19 protein-coding genes are annotated in these 20,824 nt (G+C 59.2%); 6 read left to right on the plus strand and 13 right to left on the minus strand.

The features are described 5' to 3' along the window. Positions 1-81 precede the first annotated feature (81 nt). Positions 82-1,809 (plus strand): gamma-glutamyltransferase, encoded by a 1,728-nt coding sequence (gene ggt / locus ACA064_RS30840; RefSeq protein WP_497671464.1) that lies wholly within the window; start codon positions 82-84, stop codon positions 1,807-1,809. Positions 1,810-1,936: 127 nt separating this feature from the next. Here the strand turns inward: ggt and ACA064_RS30845 are convergent, their stop codons facing one another. The 5 genes from ACA064_RS30845 to ACA064_RS30865 all read right to left on the minus strand — a co-directional run bounded on the left by ACA064_RS30845 (position 1,937) and on the right by ACA064_RS30865 (position 5,411). Beyond that, positions 1,937-2,482 carry a hypothetical protein gene (locus ACA064_RS30845; protein WP_497671465.1) on the minus strand — a complete coding sequence of 182 codons (546 nt, stop codon included), beginning with the start codon at positions 2,480-2,482 and terminating at the stop codon, positions 1,937-1,939. A 353-nt stretch (positions 2,483-2,835) separates the two neighbouring features. After that, positions 2,836-3,120 carry a fructose-bisphosphate aldolase gene (locus tag ACA064_RS30850; protein WP_497671466.1) on the minus strand — a complete coding sequence of 95 codons (285 nt, stop codon included), beginning with the start codon at positions 3,118-3,120 and terminating at the stop codon, positions 2,836-2,838. A 474-nt stretch (positions 3,121-3,594) separates the two neighbouring features. Next, positions 3,595-3,870 (minus strand): HU family DNA-binding protein, encoded by a 276-nt coding sequence (locus tag ACA064_RS30855; RefSeq protein ID WP_003195589.1) that lies wholly within the window; start codon positions 3,868-3,870, stop codon positions 3,595-3,597. 188 nt (positions 3,871-4,058) lie between these two features. After that, positions 4,059-5,207 carry an NAD(P)/FAD-dependent oxidoreductase gene (locus ACA064_RS30860; protein ID WP_497671467.1) on the minus strand — a complete coding sequence of 383 codons (1,149 nt, stop codon included), beginning with the start codon at positions 5,205-5,207 and terminating at the stop codon, positions 4,059-4,061. A gap of 36 nt (positions 5,208-5,243) precedes the next feature. Further along, positions 5,244-5,411 (minus strand): rubredoxin, encoded by a 168-nt coding sequence (locus tag ACA064_RS30865; protein ID WP_150640779.1) that lies wholly within the window; start codon positions 5,409-5,411, stop codon positions 5,244-5,246. Between the two features lie 216 nt (positions 5,412-5,627). Between ACA064_RS30865 and ACA064_RS30870 the strand changes: the two genes are divergently transcribed. Then, on the plus strand, positions 5,628-6,191 hold the full coding sequence (locus ACA064_RS30870; RefSeq protein ID WP_497671468.1) for a chorismate--pyruvate lyase family protein: 564 nt from the start codon (positions 5,628-5,630) through the stop codon (positions 6,189-6,191). Further along, positions 6,191-7,081, plus strand: coding sequence for a 4-hydroxybenzoate octaprenyltransferase (gene ubiA, locus ACA064_RS30875; protein ID WP_497671469.1), 891 nt, complete (start codon positions 6,191-6,193; stop codon positions 7,079-7,081). Before ACA064_RS30870 ends, ubiA begins: the two co-directional genes overlap by 1 nt. Positions 7,082-7,207: 126 nt before the next feature. Here ubiA and ACA064_RS30880 read toward each other — a convergent pair whose 3' ends face one another. Continuing rightward, entirely contained in the window at positions 7,208-7,594 is a 387-nt protein-coding gene (locus ACA064_RS30880; protein ID WP_497671470.1) for a COG4315 family predicted lipoprotein, read from the minus strand. A 151-nt stretch (positions 7,595-7,745) separates the two neighbouring features. Between ACA064_RS30880 and phoB the strand changes: the two genes are divergently transcribed. The 3 genes from phoB to ACA064_RS30895 all read left to right on the plus strand — a co-directional run bounded on the left by phoB (position 7,746) and on the right by ACA064_RS30895 (position 11,268). Continuing rightward, the gene (gene phoB, locus ACA064_RS30885; RefSeq protein ID WP_497671471.1) at positions 7,746-8,435 is read left to right on the plus strand and encodes a phosphate regulon transcriptional regulator PhoB; all 690 of its coding nucleotides are present in this window, start codon (positions 7,746-7,748) and stop codon (positions 8,433-8,435) included. A gap of 81 nt (positions 8,436-8,516) precedes the next feature. Beyond that, entirely contained in the window at positions 8,517-9,803 is a 1,287-nt protein-coding gene (phoR, locus tag ACA064_RS30890) for a phosphate regulon sensor histidine kinase PhoR (RefSeq protein WP_497674359.1), read from the plus strand. A gap of 124 nt (positions 9,804-9,927) precedes the next feature. Continuing rightward, a complete protein-coding gene (locus ACA064_RS30895; protein WP_497671472.1) occupies positions 9,928-11,268 on the plus strand; it encodes a hemolysin family protein in 1,341 nt (446 codons plus the stop codon). Between the two features lie 152 nt (positions 11,269-11,420). Here ACA064_RS30895 and ACA064_RS30900 read toward each other — a convergent pair whose 3' ends face one another. The 7 genes from ACA064_RS30900 to ACA064_RS30930 all read right to left on the minus strand — a co-directional run bounded on the left by ACA064_RS30900 (position 11,421) and on the right by ACA064_RS30930 (position 20,636). Further along, positions 11,421-12,317 carry a peptidoglycan DD-metalloendopeptidase family protein gene (locus ACA064_RS30900; protein WP_497671473.1) on the minus strand — a complete coding sequence of 299 codons (897 nt, stop codon included), beginning with the start codon at positions 12,315-12,317 and terminating at the stop codon, positions 11,421-11,423. A 207-nt stretch (positions 12,318-12,524) separates the two neighbouring features. After that, positions 12,525-13,433: a response regulator gene (locus tag ACA064_RS30905; protein WP_497671474.1), complete on the minus strand. Its 909-nt coding sequence runs from the start codon at positions 13,431-13,433 to the stop codon at positions 12,525-12,527. Between the two features lie 166 nt (positions 13,434-13,599). Beyond that, a complete protein-coding gene (phoU, locus tag ACA064_RS30910; protein ID WP_497671475.1) occupies positions 13,600-14,361 on the minus strand; it encodes a phosphate signaling complex protein PhoU in 762 nt (253 codons plus the stop codon). Positions 14,362-14,472: 111 nt separating this feature from the next. Then, complete coding sequence (gene pstB, locus ACA064_RS30915) at positions 14,473-15,306, minus strand: phosphate ABC transporter ATP-binding protein PstB (protein WP_150803816.1); 834 nt, start codon at positions 15,304-15,306, stop codon at positions 14,473-14,475. A 177-nt stretch (positions 15,307-15,483) separates the two neighbouring features. Next, positions 15,484-17,154: a phosphate ABC transporter permease PstA gene (gene pstA / locus ACA064_RS30920; protein ID WP_497671476.1), complete on the minus strand. Its 1,671-nt coding sequence runs from the start codon at positions 17,152-17,154 to the stop codon at positions 15,484-15,486. Positions 17,155-17,169: 15 nt separating this feature from the next. Beyond that, positions 17,170-19,203 carry an ABC transporter permease subunit gene (locus ACA064_RS30925; RefSeq protein WP_497674360.1) on the minus strand — a complete coding sequence of 678 codons (2,034 nt, stop codon included), beginning with the start codon at positions 19,201-19,203 and terminating at the stop codon, positions 17,170-17,172. Between the two features lie 434 nt (positions 19,204-19,637). Next, a complete protein-coding gene (locus ACA064_RS30930; RefSeq protein WP_150640792.1) occupies positions 19,638-20,636 on the minus strand; it encodes a phosphate ABC transporter substrate-binding protein PstS in 999 nt (332 codons plus the stop codon). Between the last annotated feature and the right edge of the window lie 188 nt (positions 20,637-20,824).

The raw sequence follows: 20,824 nt of genomic DNA on the forward strand, positions 1-20,824 counted from the left end.
AGCGAAAACTGTCCTACAGTCTAGTGGCAGTCGGCTATCTGACACGACTCTCCCCCGACCTTAAAACAAGAGACTCGACCCATGACCTTCGAACCCCTTGCCAAATCGCTTATTGCGACGGCATTCGTCCTTGGTTTCACCTGTGCGCAGGCGGCTTCGCAAGCTCCGGTGGCTGCCGAAAACGGCATGGTAGTCACCGCGCAACATATTGCCACCCGCATCGGCGTAGACATCCTCAAGGACGGCGGCAACGCTATCGATGCCGCCGTGGCGGTCGGCTATGCGCTGGCGGTGGTCTACCCCGCTGCAGGCAACCTTGGCGGCGGCGGTTTCATGACGATCCAGTTGGCCGATGGCCGCAAGACTTTCCTCGACTTCCGCGAGAAAGCTCCCCTGGCGGCCACCGCGAACATGTACCTCGACAAGGATGGCAATGTCGTCCCGGACTTGAGCACCAAAGGGCACTTGGCTGTCGGCGTTCCGGGGACCGTGTCAGGCATGGAACTGGCGCTGGAGAAATACGGCACGATGAAACGGGGCCACGTCATCATGCCGGCCATCAAGTACGCCGAGGACGGCTTCGTGCTGGATCGGGGCGATGTCGACCTGCTCGGAACCGCGACTGAAGTATTCAAGAAAGACATGAACGATTCGGGCTCGATCTTCCTGAGCAACGGTGAGCCGCTGCAAGTCGGCCAGAAGCTGGTGCAAAAAGACCTGGCCAAGACACTGCGGGAAATTGCCAGCAAAGGTGCTGACGGTTTCTACAAGGGCTGGGTGGCCGAGGCCATCGTCGCCTCGAGCCAGGCCGGCAAAGGCCTCATCACTCAAGCCGACCTCGATAACTATAAAACCCGCGAACTCGCGCCGATCGAATGCGACTACCGCGGCTACCACGTCATTTCTGCTCCGCCGCCGAGCTCGGGCGGGGTGATTATTTGCGAGATCATGAACATCCTCGAAGGCTATCCAATGCCAAGCCTGGGCTATCACTCGGCTCAGGGGTTGCACTATCAGATCGAGGCCATGCGCCATGCCTATGTCGACCGCAACAGCTACCTGGGTGACCCCGACTTCGTCAAAAACCCGGTAGCACACCTGCTGGACAAGGACTATGCGGCCAAGCTGCGCGCGGCCATCGACCCGCAAAAAGCTGGCGTATCCCAAGAGATCAAACCCGGGGTCGCGCCCCACGAAGGCAGTAACACCACGCACTACTCGATCGTCGACAAATGGGGCAATGCGGTTTCGGTGACCTACACCCTCAACGATTGGTTCGGCGCCGGGGTCATGGCCAGCAAGACCGGCGTCATCCTCAACGACGAAATGGACGACTTCACCGCCAAGGTCGGCGTGCCCAACATGTACGGGTTGGTGCAAGGGGAAGCAAACGCCATCGCCCCAGGCAAAGCGCCGCTGTCCTCAATGAGCCCGACCATCGTCACCAAGGACGGCAAAACCGTGATGGTCGTCGGCACCCCAGGCGGCAGCCGGATCATCACCGCCACCTTGCTGACGATCCTCAACGTCATCGACTATGGCATGAACATCCAGGAAGCGGTCGATGCCCCGCGATTCCATCAACAGTGGATGCCGGAAGAAACCAACCTCGAAACCTTCGCCGTCAGCCCCGACACCCAGAAAATCCTCGAAAGCTGGGGCCAGAAATTCACCGGCCCGCAGGACGCCAACCACCTCGCGGCGATTCTGGTCGGAGCACCGTCGCTCGGCGGCAAACCGGTTGGTAAAAACCGTTACTACGGCGCGAACGATCCGCGGCGTGGGTCGGGGTTGTCGCTGGGGTATTGAGTGAGGTGAAGCCCTGTTTCAGGGCTTTGTTGGGCGGTGCAGGTTCATCCTGACGCGTTGAAACTGCGCCGCGCAATAGCGAAAAAAGAAGTCGGCGAAATAAGCCTTTTACTTCTTGTCTCGAGTCTTAGAAAGGCCGTCCCGCAATGACCGCAAGCGCCTGCTGTTCAGCCATTAACCAGCCCGCTGACACTGTGCAACGGGCCTCGACCAGTCGGTGCGCCAAACCGAACTCAGCGACCAGGTTTCGAGAAACAATCGGCTCATGATGCGCAATTCGATTCCTCAGAAGCCGGATGGTGTTCAAGTCATTGTTAATTTCGCGGCGCAGTTGGGCGACCGTTTTACTAGCGTCTAAATTCGGCAGCACACGCCTCAGGTGAGGATCCCAGATCCGAGTGTCATGTCGACCAGTGAAAAGCGTTCCCCAAAACGCGAACTTCAATTCGGCGATCACTTGTCCCGTAGTCCGGAAGCGTTGTCGAGTCTTTACCAGATCGTCCAGGGTGCTATAAACAGGCCCTTTGGTTTTTGGAAGACTCCCCTCAAAGGTCGCACTCCATGGCCACCGAGCACCGTACAACGCCTCAAGAGCATCCGCGACAGCGTTTCGGATCACCACCTCACAGATATGGAGCGGCGGCAAGAGCGCCCAGACACCTGGGCGTTCCATGCATAAAGAGCCAACGCTCCCTCCAGATCTCGACCGGCAGCAGTTGCAAGGGTTTCATAGGTTCCCATTCTTGCAGTGGAGAGAGCGTTCCGGACGACCCCGCCTATAGCCGTGATTGACGACACCATCAGTTTTCCTTACAGTTAGCTCACTAGCCACGGGATTCGTGGGCGAAAGCCTCCCCCCGAGGACAGATGAAAGTACCAATCAACCCGCCTCAATTGGCGGGTTTTTTGTTTCAGAACTTAATCAAACCGGCCTTTCTCTCGAGTGGGATCTAGAAAACAAATCTGCCCTCTTTCTGAAAACCCGCATCTCTGCGGGCGTATTATTCCAGATCGCTAACACCAGTCTCAGGCTTCCCCCATCCCTCGCCTCTCAATCACCCCAAACACATCAGTGATGTCCTGAATCATCAGGCGGGCGACATTGACGACGGTGCTGATGTCGCGTTCCGCGTAGTCAGGGATATTGGTGCAGGCCATCAGGGTCAGGTAATTGAGGACGGTGTGCAGGCGTTCGCTGACGCAGGCGTGCAGATCGCTTAGCGGGGCTTGGCTGTCGATCATCAGGACGGGTTCGTCGGTGACGATATTGGTGAAGGGGATGAAGCGGTCGGGCGGATTTTGGGTGGTCATAGGTGAAAACTCATTTCGAATTAATGAAATGCCACCTTTCGCTGCGAAACAAAAATGGGTGGCAGCTGTGCGCGGGTTCGCAGACCGAGGAAATGAATAAACCCGGCAGACCCGAAGGTCTCCCACGCACAGCCGCCATAAAACGAAACGCAGGCAATATTTGCCCATGTTGTCTTTTGACGGTGCTGGTAAAACATTTCTGTACGGGCTGCGAAACCCTGTCGCTAACCGGAGTCAGCAGACGGGCGAACTATAAGCGGCGGGCTTTGGTGTGTGCAACCAGACACTAGACGGGTGCGCTGTTCCCCTGTGGCGCGGGAGCAAGGTCCCTCGCCACAAAGGCATCATTCCCACAGGTTTTTCGGGCACAGACCGCCGCCCAGCAAACCCGCCCCCACAAAAAATGGGCACCCAATCTGGTTGGCGTGCCCATCTTAAATATTGCTTCCCCACTATCCGGGGAGTCCGTATCCGTTACGGATTGACGCTATCTTTCAGCGATTTGCCCGGTTTGAAGGCAACGGTGTTGCTTGCCTTGATTTTCACAGGCTCGCCGGTTTGCGGGTTTTTGCCGGTACGGGCGCCGCGGTGGCGTTGCAGGAAGGTGCCGAAGCCCACCAGGGTGACGCTGTCTTTACGGTGCAGAGCGCCGGTGATTTCTTCGAGAACGGCGTTAAGAACGCGATTGGCCTGTTCTTTGGTGAGATCAGCTTTTTCAGCAATGGCGGCTGCGAGATCTGGTTTACGCATAGTGAAGCCTCTTTGACGGTTTTTTGTTGTTATGTCCGTGCTGTTCTTCCGGAACAGCGCCCAAAGCGCCGCAGGCTCTACTCTGCGGCAGACGGGAGTGAGGATGGCACGCCGACAGCAGTGGCGCCAGTCTCCCCGCGACCTTTGTAGGGGCAAAAGCGTGGTGTATCCGACAGAACGACCGGCATTTATGCCAGCAGTGCTGGAAGCTCCCTGTTTAGAGCGAGTTTTTCCATAACGGCACTGCCGGTCAGGGCATAACCCAGCAGTTTACCGCTGGCATCACGGCACAACGCCTTGATATTGACGCCCTCGCCTTCGACCGTCCAGATACCCTCAGAACCCCGTGGCGGTGGCGAAACCACCAGTGGGCAGACCGGTGTTTTCACGGTAATCGGCATGGGGCCATAGTTGACGATCGTCGGGTTGCCCGCCAAGGTCTGGGCCAGCGCACGGGCGCAGCTCATAAGTGGCATGACATACAGCAGGTTCAACCCGTCGACTTCGGCGCAGTCGCCCAGGGCGTAGATATTGGCGTGGGAGGTCTGCAGATGACGATCGACCACTACACCGCGATTGACCACCAGGCCAGCTGCGGCTGCCAGGTCGATGCGCGGACGCAGGCCGATGGCTGACACCACCACATCGCAGGAGATGACCTGACCGTTGGAGAGGTGGGCCTCAAGCCCGTCTGCGGTGCGCTGCAAGCTATTGAGCACCGGGCCGAGATGGAAGCGCGCACCGATACTTTCCAGACCGGCCTGGACCGCCGCAGCGGCAGCCGGATGCAGCAAGGTTGGCATCACCTGCTCGCAGGGTGCCACCAGTTGCACTTCATAGCCGCCGAGAATCAGGTCGTTGGCGAACTCACAGCCGATCAACCCGGCGCCGAGCAGCAGCACCCGGTGCTTGCCGATAGTCGCGGCGCGAAAGCGGGCATAGTCTTCGAGGTCGTTGATCGGGAAGATCGCCTCAGGTGCATCGCCTTGCACCGGCACTCGCACAGTTTCCGCGCCCCAGGCGAAGATTAGGTCGCGATACATCACCGCTTCTTCGCCGATCCACAGGCGCTTGTGGCCCGGGTCAATGCCGCTGATGCGGGTATGGGTGCGGATCTCGGCCTTGAGTTGCTCGGCCATGGCCCCGGGCTCGGCCATGCTCAGGCCGTCGGCGTCCTTGTTTTTGCCAAAGCCGGTGGACAGCATCGGCTTGGAGTAGGAACGACCATCATCTGCAGTAATCAGCAGCAGCGGGGTTTCGCCATCGAGTTTGCGAAACTCCCGGGCCAGGTTGTAGCCAGCCAGCCCAGTGCCGACGATCACCACAGGTGCGTTCATGCCTTTGTCCTTTTTATATTGATTCGAAAGCTGCGATTAACCGATTTCGATCATTTCGAAATCCATTTTACCCACGCCGCAGTCCGGGCACAGCCAGTCTGCCGGGACGTCTTGCCACAGGGTACCGGGCGCGATGCCGTCGTCTGGCCAACCGTCAGCCTCATTGTAAATCAGGCCACAGACCACACATTGCCACTTCTTCATTAGGTGTATCCTCAGATTCTCAGGCTATCGCTGGCGCGGACGATCGATGGGGTCATTACCGATGACACTTGGGTTGCCGTCCGGCTCAGGGCGTTTTGTACTGATCGGGATCGACAGATGCAAGCTCGTTCGATGCATGGGCCGCAGCCGATCAGGCTAAATCGCCCGTCGACATGGTAAGCTCGCCGCCTCATTTGCTGCCAATAATGACTCACTGTGCCGCACTCAATACCCCTCCCCTCTGCCCCTGCCTGGTTGCCGCAAAGCCGGCTGTCGCCCCTCCCCGAGGCGCGAACTCTCGACTGGTTATTCGATGAAGGCTCACTGACCCGCCGCCTGACTCGGCTGTCGAATGACAGTTTCAGTGTTACTCCGCTGCTTGAAGGCTGGCAAATTTTGCGTGAGGACGAATGCGCCGCGCTGGGCCTGCCCGAAAAGAGCGAGGGTTGGGTCCGCGAGGTGTTTTTGCGCGGTCATGGCCAGGCCTGGGTGTTTGCCCGCAGCGTGGCGGCGCGCAGTGCCTTGCAGGATGGCGGGTTGCATATGGATGAACTCGGCAGCCGTTCGCTGGGCGAATTGTTGTTCTGCGATCAGGCGTTTCAGCGCCGCGCCATCGAGGTCTGCCACTATCCACCACAATGGTTGCCTGCAGAGACCCAGGTTCCCGGGCTTTGGGGACGGCGCTCGCGTTTTGACCGGGGTGCCTTGAGCATACTGGTAGCCGAGATATTCCTCCCGACCCTTTGGCTCGCCGCGAGCGCCCATCCGGAGAACTGTTGATGTACCTGAGCCTGCTCAAATCGCTGAATCGCCTTAACCCACGGGCCTGGGACTTCATTCAACTGACCCGGATGGACAAGCCAATCGGCATTTACCTGCTGCTGTGGCCGACCCTCTGGGCGCTATGGATTGCCGGCAAGGGTTCGCCATCGCTGAGCAACGTGGTGATCTTCGTCCTTGGCGTAGTGCTGACCCGTGCCGGTGGTTGCGTGATCAACGATTGGGCCGATCGCAAGGTCGACGGCCACGTCAAACGCACTGCGCAGCGTCCGCTGGTCAGCGGCAGGATCGGCTCCAAAGAGGCGCTGGTGTTCTTTGCCGTGCTGATGAGTCTGAGCTTTTTGCTGGTGCTGTGCACCAATTCGACGACTATCTGGCTGTCGTTCGGCGGGCTGGCGCTGGCGTCCTGCTACCCCTTCATGAAGCGTTACACCTACTACCCACAAGTTGTGCTGGGCGCGGCATTCTCTTGGGGCATGCCGATGGCGTTCACCGCCGAGACCGGTGACCTGCCGGCCGCCGCGTGGCTGCTGTATATCGCCAACCTGCTGTGGACCGTGGGTTACGACACTTATTACGCCATGACCGATCGCGACGATGACCTGAAGATCGGCGTGAAATCCACGGCGATTCTGTTTGGCGATGCGGATCGGGCGATCATTCTCACCTTGCAGGGGCTGGCACTGGGCTGCCTGTTGCTGGCAGGGTCGCGCTTCGAGTTGGGCGGCTGGTTCCACCTTGGGCTTGTGGCGGCCGCGGCGTGTTTTGTCTGGGAGTTCTGGTACACCCGCGGGAAAGATCCACAGCGCTGCTTCAAGGCGTTTTTGCACAACCATTGGGCAGGGTTGGCGATTTTTGTCGGGATCGTGCTGGATTACGCCGTGCACTGACGGGTGGATAAAAAACCTGTGGAAGCGGCGGTGCGGCGATCCGACTTGCTCGCGAAGAACGATAACGCGCAATACCTGAAAAATCGCTTCGCGAGCCAGCCCGCTCCCACAGATGGCTAGAGTCGGCTACTTCTGCGACTCGTGCATTACGTGCCAGACGTCCTTCATGCCGTCGCCTTTCATTTCTCCCGGTTTTTCGTCCTTCATGAAGGTGTACAACGGCTTGCCGTCATAAGCCCATTGCATCTTGCCGTCATCACGCTTGATGGTCGACCACTTGCCTTCGGCTTTGGCGCCCGCCGGGGCCATCATCGGCGGCCAGTTCTTGGCACAATCATCGTTACACATCGACTTGCCACCACTGTCCTTATCGAACGTGTACACCGTCATGCCTTTGTGGTCGACCATCATGCCGCCTTTCATCATCGCCGGCTCTGCGGCAAACGCCAGCCCCGGCAGGGCCAGTGCAGCAGTCACCAATAGCGCTTTCCAGGAAACAGTGCTGTAAGTCATGGAAACCTTCCTCTTGTGGTTGTCAGGATTCGGACTTAGAGCTTAGTTCAGGAACGCGCAGATCGCCGTGGGACTAAAATACTGTCACACGACTGCAATAATTCCGTTATCTAATGCGGCGCAAGACAGTTAAATGACAAGAGGACTGAGCATGGTAGGCAGGAGCATTCTGATAGTCGACGACGAAGCGCCCATCCGCGAGATGATCGCCGTTGCGTTGGAAATGGCCGGCTACGACTGTATGGAGGCGGAAAACTCCCAGCAGGCCCATGCCATCATCGTCGACCGCAAGCCCGACCTGATTCTGCTCGACTGGATGCTCCCCGGCACCTCGGGCATCGAATTGGCCCGACGCCTCAAGCGCGATGAGCTGACCGGGGATATCCCGATCATCATGCTCACCGCCAAGGGCGAAGAGGACAACAAGATCCAGGGCCTGGAAGTCGGCGCCGATGACTACATCACCAAACCCTTTTCCCCGCGCGAACTGGTCGCCCGTCTCAAGGCCGTGCTGCGCCGCGCAGGCCCGACCGAAGGCGAATCGCCGATCGAAGTCGGCGGCCTGCTCCTCGACCCGATCAGCCACCGCGTGACCATCGACGGCACACCCGCGGAGATGGGCCCGACCGAATACCGCTTGCTGCAATTTTTCATGACTCACCAGGAACGCGCCTACACCCGCGGGCAACTGCTCGATCAGGTCTGGGGCGGCAATGTGTATGTCGAGGAACGCACCGTCGACGTGCATATCCGTCGTCTGCGCAAAGCCCTCGGCGAGGCATATGAGAATCTGGTACAAACCGTGCGCGGCACCGGCTATCGCTTTTCCACCAAAGGCTGAGCTGATTTTCACCCGCCAGACAAGCTGACAAGGACGCGTGTTTAAGTGAATCAAAACTGGCATGGCACCCTGATCCGCCACATGCTGCTCCTGATCACCGGCTGTTTGCTGGTCGGCTTGATCAGCGGCTACTACGGCTTGAGCCTGGCCATTGGCCTGGCGATTTATCTGGCCTGGACTCTCAAGCAGCTGCTGCGCCTGCATCAATGGCTACGCCTGCAAAAACCCGACGAAGCACCACCCGATGGCTATGGCCTGTGGGGCGAAGTGTTCGACAGCATCTACCACCTGCAACGCCGCGACCAGCGAGTGCGCGGGCGCCTGCAAGCGGTTATCGACCGGGTTCAGGAGTCCACTGCTGCGTTGAAAGACGCCGTGATCATGCTCGACAGCGACGGCAACCTGGAATGGTGGAACCGCGCCGCAGAGACCCTGCTCGGCCTGAAAACCCCGCAAGACAGCGGCCAGCCGGTGACTAACCTGGTTCGTCACCCGCGCTTCAAGGAATATTTCGAGCAGGACAGCTACGCCGAACCACTGGAAATCCCTTCGCCGATCAACGATCGGCTGCGCATCCAGCTATACATCACCCGCTACGGCAATAACGAACATTTGATGCTGGTGCGCGATGTCACCCGTATTCATCAGCTTGAACAGATGCGCAAAGACTTCATCGCCAACGTCTCCCATGAGCTGCGTACTCCGCTGACAGTGATTTGCGGTTACCTGGAAACCTTGCTCGATAATGTTGAAGAGGTGAACCCGCGCTGGACCCGCGCCTTGCAGCAAATGCAGCAGCAAGGCGGACGCATGCAGACCCTGCTCAATGACTTGTTGCTGCTGGCCAAGCTGGAAGCCACCGACTACCCGTCAGACAACCAGCCAGTGGCGATCGACAGCCTGCTGCAATCGATCAAGAACGATGCCCAGGCATTGTCCGGGCAACGCAATCAATGCATCACACTGGAAGCCGACCCGTCGATTTTGCTCAAGGGTAGCGAGGCCGAACTGCGCAGTGCGTTTTCCAATCTGGTGTTCAACGCGGTGAAGTACACCCCGGCCGAAGGCAATATCCACATTCGCTGGTGGGGCGACGAACAAGGCGCACACCTCAGCGTGCAGGACTCCGGCATCGGCATCGACAGCAAACACCTGCCGCGTCTGACCGAGCGTTTTTATCGCGTCGACTCCAGCCGCAACTCCAACACTGGCGGCACCGGCCTGGGCCTGGCCATCGTCAAACACGTGCTGCTGCGTCACCGCGCACGGATGGAGATCAGCAGCGTGCTGGGCCATGGCAGCACCTTCACCTGCCATTTCGCGCCCACCCAGGTCACGAAATCCAGGGCCGGCAGCCTGACCGACTAGCGCCGGCAGTGACTCGCCACTAGGCAATCGCCCTGCCAGCCGCTACATTGGCTGACTTGGGCCTGCCTTTCAGGCACAGCTGGCCACTTTCTTTTCGAATATACGGAACCCGCAAAACTCCACCATGGACCCTTCCCCTAGTTTCACCCTCGCGACAATCTTCGCCGACTTCGGCATGATCCTTTTTGCATTTATCCTGGTTTTGCTCAACGGCTTCTTCGTTGCGGCCGAATTCGCCATGGTCAAACTGCGCTCGACCAAGGTCGAGGCCATTGCCCATAAAAATGGCTGGCGCGGGCAGATCCTGCGCACCGTACACAGCAAGCTCGACGCCTACCTGTCCGCCTGCCAATTGGGCATCACTCTCGCCTCCCTGGGCCTGGGCTGGGTCGGTGAACCCGCGTTCGCGCACTTGCTGGCGCCGCTGCTCAGTGCGGTGGGCGTAGAGTCTGCTGAAGTGGTCAAAGGCGTGTCGTTCTTTACCGCCTTCTTCATCATTTCCTACCTACACATTGTGGTCGGTGAACTGGCCCCCAAATCCTGGGCGATTCGCAAACCCGAACTGCTGTCGCTGTGGACCGCAGTGCCGCTGTACCTGTTCTATTGGGCAATGTACCCGGCCATTTACCTGCTCAACGCCAGCGCCAACACCATCCTGCGGATCGCCGGACAGGGCGAACCCGGCCCGCATCACGATCATCACTACAGCCGTGAAGAGCTGAAACTGATCCTGCACTCCAGCCGTGGCCAGGACCCGAGCGACCAGGGCATGCGGGTACTGGCCTCGGCCGTGGAAATGGGCGAACTGGAAGTGGTCGACTGGGCCAACTCCCGTGAGGACCTGGTGTCGATCGAGTTCAACGCTCCACTCAAGGAAATTCTTGCGCAGTTCCGCCGCCACAAATTCAGCCGCTACCCGGTCTACGACACCGAGCGCAATGAGTTCGTCGGTCTGCTGCACATCAAGGACCTGCTGCTGGAACTGGCGGCGCTGGACCATATCCCCGAATCGTTCAACCTCGCCGAACTGACCCGGCCGCTGGAGCGTGTGTCCCGGCACATGCCGCTGTCGCAATTGCTCGAGCAGTTTCGCAAGGGCGGTTCGCACTTTGCCTTGGTGGAAGAAGCCGACGGCAACATCATCGGCTACCTGACCATGGAAGACGTGCTGGAAGTATTGGTCGGCGACATTCAGGACGAACACCGCAAGGCCGAACGCGGCATCCTCGCCTACCAGCCAGGCAAGCTGCTGGTGCGCGGCGACACGCCGCTATTCAAAGTCGAACGCCTGCTGGGCATCGACCTGGACCATATCGAAGCCGAAACCCTCGCCGGACTGATCTACGAAACCCTGAAACGGGTGCCGGAAGAAGAAGAAGTGCTGGAAGTCGAAGGCCTGCGAATCATCATCAAAAAGATGAAAGGCCCGAAAATCGTGCTGGCCAAGGTGTTGATGCTGGATTGATCGCAACGCGGGCGACCGCATGTGCATTGAAAAAGATCGCAGCCTCGCTTCGCTCGACAGCTCCTACGGGGGGGATCGCGTTCACCTTTATCACGGGTGTAGCGCGGCCTCTGTAGGAGCTGCCGCAGGCTGCGATCTTTTGCGTTTCAACATCACTGCTTACCCAATGCAAAATTCGGCAGGTTGCCCACCGGCTGATTGAACTGGTACGGAATCGACACTAGCCCCAGCCCGGTATTGCGCTGCACCACGAAGTGCAGATGCGGGCCGCTGCTGTTGCCGGTATTGCCCGACAGCGCCAGCGCGCTGCCCACTGCCACCCGCTGCCCTTCCCGGACATTCACTGAACCTCGCTTGAGGTGCAGATAGACGCCCATGGTGCCGTCGTCGTGCAGTACCCGAACGAAATTGCCAGACGGGTCGGTCCCCCTCCCGGTCTGCGCGTTCTCGGTCTTCACCACCACCCCGCCACGGGCCGCGATGATCGGTGTGCCTTCCGGCATGGCGATGTCCATGGCGTAACGACTCTTGACCCCGAAGTGGCTGTACTGACCATTGGCACCTTGCGTCAGGCGAAACGGCCCACCTTGCCAGGGCAGCGGATAACGATAGGCCTCTGCGGCCCCTGAAGGGTCACCCAGCGAATAACGGAAGCTTGGGGTATAGGCCAGCGGCTTGCCGGCCCGCGTCGCCGTGAGCAGCGCCAGGCGCAAGTTGCTGCGCGCCGGCAAAACCCGGCGGATCGGCCGGCTCGGCGCGCCGCTGACATTCTCCAGCCCGGCGAAACTCAGCTCGATCTCCACCGGGGCATACAAATCGTTGCGCACGAAGACGCTGTCCATGCCCTTCTGTTTCTTGATATCGAGACGAACCTGGTGATCCAACTGCTCGACCATCCGATCGCGAAACACGAACACTTGGGAACCGCTTGTGGGGCGGTCACTGTAGGAGACCACGCCATTGGCATCGGTGGATTTGTAGATCGTCATGGCCACAGCCGAAGTGGCGACCATGAAAAGGCCACAGAAAAGCAGTGATCGCGCGAGCATGGGCAAGAATCTGTCGAGTGAAGCGTGGAAGGCAGACTAGCAGGTGCAATGGACCCACGTACTCGCAAGATGTTTCAAAAGCGGAAAGTGATAGGCCAGATTCGAAGAGGGCAAGATCAAAAGATCGCAGCCTATGGCAACTCCTACAAAAGCACGTCGTGCACCCTGTAGGAGCTGCCGCAGGCTGCGATCTTTTATAGGCGGCGCTTATGCCCCCGGCACAAAATGCTTCTGCGCCGTCCCACGAGCAATCAACCGGGAGATGTAGTCGAGTTTCTGCGCATCCTGATCGACGAAGCGAAAGGTCAGTTGCAGCCAGTCGCTGTCCGGTTTCTGTTCGTAGGCCACGACCGCGTGCAGGTAACCGTTGAGGCGGGCCACTTCGGCGTTGTCGCCCTGCTCCAGGTCGAGTACGGCGCTGTCGAGTACCTGCGGCAGGCTTTCAGTTCGACGGACCACCAACAGCGCCTCCTTGAGGCTCAGGGCTTTGATCGCGCACTGCTGAATGCCATTGGGCAGACGCAGTTGCCCTTGGCCCCGGCCACCCACAGACGATGCCGCGCTCGTCGCAGCTTTTTTGACCGGCGGGTTGTTAAGCAGGCCCTGAGAAGGTGCGGCAGGCGCCGCGACGGGCTTGACCACTTCGGCCTTGCCGCCGGTCAGGGCGCTGAGGGAATCGTTGCCGAACGCCGAGTTCATTTTGGTCGTGGTGTTGGCGAGCAACGCCTCGAGTTTGCCAACCTTGTGCAGAGCCTGCCTGACTTTGCTCAGCAACTGCTCGTTGGTGAAGGGCTTGCTGACATAACCGGAAACCCCGGCCTGAATCGCCTGGACCACGTTCTCTTTATCGCCGCGGCTGGTAACCATGACAAACGGCATGGCTTTGAGGTGGTCCTGCTCGCGGCACCAGGTCAGCAGTTCGAGGCCAGACAATTCCGGCATTTCCCAGTCGCACAGGACCAGGTCGAAGGCTTCGCGCGCCAGCAAGGTCTGAGCCTTTTTGCCGTTGACCGCCTCTTCGATCTTGATGCCCGGAAAGTAGTTGCGCAGGCACTTCTTCACCAGGTCGCGAATGAACGAAGCGTCATCTACCACCAACACACTAACCTTACTCATCGACCACCCCTTCAAAAATCCCGGTAAGCATAATGCTTGGCTGATGGCAATTTGCCAAAACTCTTCAATCACTCCGGGACTTTTTTTGTTCGCGGGTGCCATGAATTCGAAAACCACAAACAAAAACGCCCGACCTCAAGGCCGGGCGTTTTTTTCTCGGGCAATCCTACTTATCGTCAGCTTTGCCCGGAACATTAGCGCTTTCGGCGCTTGTGCCTTCAACTTCTTCTTTCATGCGCTTGAGACCCAGGTGCCGGACGTCGGTGCCGCGCACCAGGTAAATCACCATTTCCGAGATATTGCGGGCGTGATCGCCGATCCGCTCCAGCGAACGCAGGACCCAGATGATGCTCAAGACCCGCGAGATAGAGCGCGGATCTTCCATCATGTAGGTGGCCAGCTCACGCAACGCGGTCTTGTACTCGCGGTCGATGATCTTGTCGTACTGCGCCACGGACAACGCCAGGTCGGCGTCGAAGCGGGCGAACGCATCCAAGGCGTCGCGGACCATGTTGCGCACCTGGTCACCGATGTGCCGGACCTCGACGTAGCCGCGCGGGGCTTCACCCTCTTCGCACAGCTGGATGGCGCGCCGGGCAATCTTGGTGGCTTCGTCGCCGATGCGCTCCAGGTCGATCACCGACTTGGAGATGCTGATGATCAAGCGCAAATCGGACGCGGCAGGCTGACGACGGGCCAGAATGCGCAGGCACTCTTCGTCGATATTGCGCTCCATCTGGTTGATCTGGTCATCGATCTCCCGCACTTGTTGGGCCAGACCCGAGTCGGCTTCGATCAGCGCGGTCACCGAGTCGTTGACCTGTTTCTCTACCAGACCGCCCATGGCCAGAAGATGACTGCGCACCTCCTCGAGCTCGGCATTGAACTGCTGGGAGATGTGGTGGGTGAGGCCTTCCTTCGAAATCATGATTTGCTCCGCAAAAGCTGTGAGCTGCAAGCTACAAGCTGCAAGCTATCTGTGTCGTTACGCTGAACCGCTTTTACTTGCCGCTTGAAGCTTGCGGCTTGGCGCTGCTTCCTAGCCATACCGGCCAGTGATGTAATCTTCGGTCTGCTTTTTGGCCGGATTGGTGAACAGGGTATCGGTGTCGCCGAATTCCACCAGTTTGCCCATGTACATGAACGCTGTGTAGTCGGAGACCCGTGCAGCCTGTTGCATGTTGTGGGTAACGATGACGATAGTGAACTTGGATTTCAGCTCGTAGATCAGCTCTTCGACTTTCAGCGTCGAGATCGGGTCCAGCGCCGAACAGGGTTCATCGAGCAGCAGGACTTCCGGCTCCACGGCGATGGTGCGGGCAATCACCAGACGTTGTTGCTGACCACCGGACAGACCCAGTGCCGACTCGTGCAGACGGTCTTTGACTTCGTCCCACAGGGCCGCACCCTTCAACGCCCACTCTACCGCTTCGTCGAGCACACGCTTCTTGTTGATGCCTTGAATGCGCAGGCCATAGACCACGTTTTCATAGATGGTTTTCGGGAACGGGTTGGGCTTCTGGAACACCATCCCGACCCGGCGACGCAGCTCGGCGACGTCTTCGCCCTTGCGGTAGATGTTGTGGCCGTAGAGGTTGATTTCGCCTTCTACCCGGCAACCATCGACCAGATCGTTCATCCGGTTGAACGTGCGCAGCAGGGTCGACTTGCCACAGCCGGACGGGCCGATAAAGGCGGTCACGCGCTGCTTGGGAATGTTCAGGCTGACGTCGAACAGCGCTTGTTTATCGCCGTAGTACAGGCTCAGGCCCGGAACTTCAATGGCGACGGTTTCTTGCGCCAGGCTCAGGCTTTGCTTGTCGCGGCCCAGGGCGGACATGTTGATGCCGTGGCTATGTGCTTCGTGCTGCATGGGAGGCTCCCTGTGCTAACAAATTCGTTTCGGTTGGCCGCCGCCCTCGCGGGGCCTGCGGCTACATCATTGTTCTGCTCTTCTGTAGGAGCGAGCTTGCTCGCGAAAAGATCGGACAACCGACGCATCGTCTGCGCCTGGAACATCCCATCGCGAGCAAGCTCGCTCCTACAGGGGTTAACTATCCAAAGCTTTGTACTTCTCGCGCAGGTGGTTACGTATCCACACTGCCGACAGGTTGAGCGTGGCGATCACCATTACCAGCAACAGTGCCGTGGCGTATACCAGCGGCCGCGCGGCTTCGACGTTCGGGCTCTGGAAGCCGACATCGTAGATGTGGAAGCCCAGGTGCATGATTTTCTGGTCCAGGTGCAGGTACGGGTAGTTGCCATCCAGCGGCAGCGATGGTGCCAGTTTCACCACACCTACCAGCATCAACGGCGCCACTTCACCGGCGGCGCGAGCCACAGCCAGGATCATGCCAGTCATCATCGCCGGGCTGGCCATAGGCAGGACAATCTTCCACAGCGTTTCCGCCTTGGTCGCGCCAAGCGCCAACGAACCTTCACGCACGGTGCGAGGAATCCGCGCCAGGCCTTCTTCAGTGGCGACGATCACCACCGGCACCGCCAGCAATGCCAACGTCAGAGATGCCCAAAGCAGGCCCGGAGTACCGAAGGTCGGCGCCGGCAACGCCTCAGGGAAGAACAACCGGTCGACCGAGCCGCCCAGTACGTAGACGAAGAATCCCAGACCGAACACCCCGTAAACGATCGCCGGAACGCCTGCGAGGTTGTTCACGGCGATACGGATCAGCCGGGTCATCGGCCCCTGACGGGCATATTCACGCAAGTAGACCGCCGCCAGTACGCCGAACGGGGTGACGACCATCGCCATGATCAGGGTCATCATCACGGTGCCGAAAATCGCCGGGAAGATCCCGCCTTCGGTGTTGGCTTCACGCGGGTCGTCGCTGAGGAACTCCCAGACCTTGCTGAAGTAGAAGCCGACCTTGGTCAGGGTGCTCATGGCGTTCGGCTGATAGGCGTGCACCACTTTGCCGATGCTGATTTCCACTTCTTTGCCATTGGCATCACGGGCCGTGAGGCTGTCGCGATTGAACTGGGCGTGCAGGTCGCTGAGTTGTGCTTCGATCGCCTGATAACGGCTGTTCAGCTCGGCACGTTCGCCATCCATGTCAGCCTGAGCGGCAGCATCGAGCGTGCCGGCCAACTCCAGCTTGCGGGCATGCAGACGCACACGTTCGAGACCGGCGTTAATAGCGCCGATGTCGGATTTCTCCAGAGTTTTGAGTTGTGCGGCAAGCTGGTTGACTCGCTCGACCCGGGCTTGCAGCTCCGGCCAGGCCGCTTCGCCTTCAGCGATGACCTTACCGTCCTGTTTGACGTTGACCAGGTAGCCGTAGAAGTTGCCCCACTCACGACGTTCGATGGCCATCAGTTCCGGTGGCGTGGTCTGGTTGGTCAGCCACTCGCCGACGATCCAGGTAAAATCGGTGCCGTTCAGGTCGCGGTTGCCGACCTTGATCAGTTCGCGGGTCATGAACTCCGGGCCTTGATCGGGTACTGGCAGGCCAGCACTTTTCAAGCGCTCACGGGGTACTTGTTCTTTCTGCACCACTTCGCCGACGACCAACTGATTGGCCTGGCCAGGGACGTCGTAGTGGGCGTGCACCAGGTCCGCCGGCCAGAAGTGACCCAAGCCGCGCACGGCAATCACGGCCAGCAGGCCGATGGTCATGATGACCGCGATGGACACCGCGCCACCGCTGATCCAGACGCCTGGGGCGCCGCTCTTGAACCATCCTTTCAGGGAGTTCTGTTTCACAGACTTCTACCTTTCTTAAAGCGACGAGTATTTCTTGCGCAGACGCTGACGGATCAGCTCGGCGAGGGTGTTCATGACGAAGGTGAACAACAGCAGCACCAGCGCCGAGAGGAACAGCACGCGGTAGTGGCTGCCGCCGACTTCCGATTCGGGCATTTCCACCGCGACGTTGGCGGCCAAGGTGCGCAGGCCTTCGAACAGGTTCATTTCCATGACCGGGGTGTTACCCGTGGCCATCAGCACGATCATTGTTTCACCCACCGCGCGGCCCATGCCGATCATCAAGGCCGAGAAGATGCCCGGGCTGGCGGTAAGGATTACCACGCGAGTCATGGTCTGCCATGGTGTGGCGCCGAGTGCCAGCGAACCCAGGGTCAGGCCGCGCGGCACGCTGAACACGGCGTCTTCGGCAATCGAGTAGATGTTCGGAATCACCGCGAAACCCATGGCCAGACCGACCACCAGAGCGTTGCGCTGATCGTAGGTGATGCCCAGGTCGTGGGAGATCCACATGCGCATGTCACCGCCGAAGAACCAGGTCTCCATGTACGGGCTCATGTACAGCGAGAGCCAGCCGACGAACAGGATCACCGGGATCAGGATCGCGCTTTCCCAGCCGTCCGGTACCCGCAGGCGCAGCGACTCAGGCAGGCGACTGAAGGTGAAGCCGGCAACCAGGATGCCAATTGGCATCAACAGCAGCAGACTGAAAATCCCCGGCAAATGCCCTTCCACGTACGGCGCCAGGAATAGACCGGCGAAGAAGCCGAGGATCACCGTCGGCATCGCTTCCATCAACTCGATCACCGGCTTGACCTTGCGGCGCATGCCCGGGGCCATGAAGTAAGCGGTGTAGATCGCGGCGGCAACGGCCAGCGGGGCGGCCAGCAACATGGCGTAAAACGCGGCCTTGAGCGTACCGAACGTCAGCGGCGAGAGGCTCAGCTTGGGTTCGAAGTCGGTGTTGGCGGCGGTCGATTGCCAGACGTATTTAGGCTCGTCGTAGTTCTCGTACCAGACCTTGTTCCACAAGGCGCTCCAGGACACTTCCGGGTGCGGGTTTTCCAGCAGCAGCGGCTGCAGTTTGCCGCCCTCTTCGACGATCACCCGGTTGGCCCGTGGCGACAGACCGAAGATCCCGGCGCCCTCGACCACTTGATCGACCAGCAAGGTACGGTGCGCGGTGCTATGGAATACGCCGAGCTTGCCCGAGGCGTCCAGGGCAACGAAGCCTTTGCGGCGCTCTTCGGCGGTGATCTCGATGATCGGCGTGGTGCCCATCTGGAAGGTGCGGATCTGTTTCAGACGCTGCTCGCCATCCGGGTCGCGGGCCATGAACCATTGGGCCAGGCCACCCTTGGAATCACCGATGATCAGTGAGATACCGCCCACCAGCTGGGTACTGGCGGTCACTTCGGCTTCGCCGTTTTCGAGCAGCTTGTAGCGACCGTTGAGGCTCTTGTCGCGCAGACTGAAGACGTCGGCCTGAGCCCGCCCATTGACCACATACAGCCATTGCTGGCGCGGGTCGATGAAGATGGCTTTGACCGGCTCGGTCATTTGCGGCAAATCGATGCGTACCCGATCACTGGTGACTTCACCGGTCATCATGTTTTCTTCTTGGGTCAGCGACAGCACGTGCAGTTGCGAACCGGTAGACCCGGCAATCACCAGTGCCGAATCGGTGGCATTGAGGCTGACGTGTTCCAGAGGCCGGCTTTGTTCATCGAGCGCGATCGGCGTTTCACCGTACGGGTATTCAATGGCCGGGGAGATGGTTTTCTTGCCGTCTGGATAACTGACTTTATAGGTATGACGGAACGTCAGAGCCTGGCCATTAGACAGGCCGACAATCACCAGCGGGCTGCCAGGTTGATCTTCACCGATGGAGGAAACACTGACACCGGCCGGGATCGGCAGGTCGACGCGGCGCAGTTCGGCGCCACTGTCGATGTCAAAGAACAGCGCCTGGCCCTTGTCGGAAACCCGCATGGCGACCTGGTTCTGTTCTTCCAGGGAAATCATCAGCGGCTTGCCGGCATCCTGCATCCAGGCCGGGGTGATGGCGTCTTTCGCGGTCAGGTCGGCGCCCTGGAACAGCGGCATCACCACGTAGCCAAGGAAGAAGAAAATCAGGGTGATTGCGCCGAGGACGGCAAGACCGCCGATCAGCACGTACCAGCGGGTCAGGCGGTCTTTAAGCGCGCGAATGCGGCGCTTGCGTTGCAGCTCAGGCGTATTGAAGTCAATTCGCTTGGGGGGATTGTTAGTCATGGTGGAATTGGCCAGATCATTCATGCGCACACCCTAGCGATTCTGTATGACAGAAAGATGACAATGCAGTGACGCAACAAATCCGCCGCTCAACAACGCTGGCGGCGGACCGAAAATTGGGGTCTGTGGGAGCAGGCTATCTCAGCTGCTAAAAGCTTCGCGGGCAAGCCGCTCCCACAGGAGTCCGGATTTAAACCGGACTCAGGGTGCTACTTTTTTACGACTGCAGCGCCTTCCTGCAGACCCAGGTCAGCCAGTGCTTTTGCAGCAACCTTGGCTGGCAGCGGGATGTAGCCGTCTTTCACTACCACTTCCTGACCCTGCTTGGACAGAATCAGTTTCACGAACTCGGCTTCCAGCGGGGCCAGAGGCTTGTTCGGGGCTTTGTTGACGTAGACGTAGAGGAAACGCGACAGCGGGTACTTGCCGTTGAGGGCGTTTTCTTCGGTGTCTTCAACGAACTCAGTGCTGCCTTTCTTGGCCAGGGCCACAGTTTTCACACTGGCGGTCTTGTAGCCGATGCCCGAGTAACCGACGCCGTTCAGCGAGCTGCTGATCGATTGCACAACCGACGCCGAGCCTGGTTGCTCGTTGACGTTTGGCTTGTAGTCGCCTTTGCACAGGGCTTCTTCTTTGAAGTAGCCGTAGGTGCCGGAAACCGAGTTACGACCGAACAGTTGCACTGGCTTGTTGGCCAGGTCGCCGGTCACACCCAGGTCACCCCAGGTTTTCACGTCAGCTTTGGCGCCGCACAGACGAGTCGAGGAGAAGATCGCGTCGACTTGTTCCATGGTCAGGTGCTTGATCGGGTTGTCCTTGTGCACAAACACGGCCAGGGCATCCACAGCGACCGGGATAGCGGTCGGCTTGTAACCATATTTGGTTTCGAAGGCTTGCAGCTCGTTGTCCTTCATCTTACGGCTCATCGGGCCCAGGTTAGCGGTGCCTTCAGTCAGCGCAGGTGGCGCAGTGGAGGAACCGGCAGCCTGAATCTGGATGTTGACGTTCGGGTATTCTTTTTTGTAGTTCTCGGCCCACAGGGTCATCAGGTTCGCCAGGGTATCGGAACCGACGCTGGACAAGTTGCCCGACACACCGGTGGTCTTGGTGTAGCTCGGGATAGCAGGGTCAACAGCGGCAACCGCATTGGCAGTTGCAACGCCAGCAGCGACAAACGTCATTGCCGCCATCAAACGCTTCAGTTTCATGCCTTACTCCTAGCAGATAGGTGTGTTAAGTCGGGCCAAGTATCTTTGGGCCGTGTGAACACTCTATGACTGGAATGTGACAATTAGATGAAAGGCCAGCATTCGATTAGAAGGCTGGCCTTTCAGGTGGTGATTCCGCGATTGCGGTGATGATGGGTGGCTGAGGTCTTTAGCGCCAACCGATATCT

The organism is Pseudomonas sp. LBUM1658 (genome assembly GCF_059716055.1).

Bases quoted from the DNA above. Each gene is read 5' to 3' on its own strand.
- ggt (WP_497671464.1), top strand. From the start codon at position 82: ATGACCTTCGAACCCCTTGCCAAATCGCTTATTGCGACGGCATTCGTC.
- ACA064_RS30845 (WP_497671465.1), bottom strand. From the start codon at position 2,482: ATGGAACGCCCAGGTGTCTGGGCGCTCTTGCCGCCGCTCCATATCTGT.
- ACA064_RS30850 (WP_497671466.1), bottom strand. From the start codon at position 3,120: ATGACCACCCAAAATCCGCCCGACCGCTTCATCCCCTTCACCAATATC.
- ACA064_RS30855 (WP_003195589.1), bottom strand. From the start codon at position 3,870: ATGCGTAAACCAGATCTCGCAGCCGCCATTGCTGAAAAAGCTGATCTC.
- ACA064_RS30860 (WP_497671467.1), bottom strand. From the start codon at position 5,207: ATGAACGCACCTGTGGTGATCGTCGGCACTGGGCTGGCTGGCTACAAC.
- ACA064_RS30865 (WP_150640779.1), bottom strand. From the start codon at position 5,411: ATGAAGAAGTGGCAATGTGTGGTCTGTGGCCTGATTTACAATGAGGCT.
- ubiA (WP_497671469.1), top strand. From the start codon at position 6,191: ATGTACCTGAGCCTGCTCAAATCGCTGAATCGCCTTAACCCACGGGCC.
- ACA064_RS30880 (WP_497671470.1), bottom strand. From the start codon at position 7,594: ATGACTTACAGCACTGTTTCCTGGAAAGCGCTATTGGTGACTGCTGCA.
- phoB (WP_497671471.1), top strand. From the start codon at position 7,746: ATGGTAGGCAGGAGCATTCTGATAGTCGACGACGAAGCGCCCATCCGC.
- phoR (WP_497674359.1), top strand. From the start codon at position 8,517: ATGCTGCTCCTGATCACCGGCTGTTTGCTGGTCGGCTTGATCAGCGGC.
- ACA064_RS30895 (WP_497671472.1), top strand. From the start codon at position 9,928: ATGGACCCTTCCCCTAGTTTCACCCTCGCGACAATCTTCGCCGACTTC.
- ACA064_RS30900 (WP_497671473.1), bottom strand. From the start codon at position 12,317: ATGCTCGCGCGATCACTGCTTTTCTGTGGCCTTTTCATGGTCGCCACT.
- ACA064_RS30905 (WP_497671474.1), bottom strand. From the start codon at position 13,433: ATGAGTAAGGTTAGTGTGTTGGTGGTAGATGACGCTTCGTTCATTCGC.
- phoU (WP_497671475.1), bottom strand. From the start codon at position 14,361: ATGATTTCGAAGGAAGGCCTCACCCACCACATCTCCCAGCAGTTCAAT.
- pstB (WP_150803816.1), bottom strand. From the start codon at position 15,306: ATGCAGCACGAAGCACATAGCCACGGCATCAACATGTCCGCCCTGGGC.
- ACA064_RS30925 (WP_497674360.1), bottom strand. From the start codon at position 19,203: ATGCAGGATGCCGGCAAGCCGCTGATGATTTCCCTGGAAGAACAGAAC.
- ACA064_RS30930 (WP_150640792.1), bottom strand. From the start codon at position 20,636: ATGAAACTGAAGCGTTTGATGGCGGCAATGACGTTTGTCGCTGCTGGC.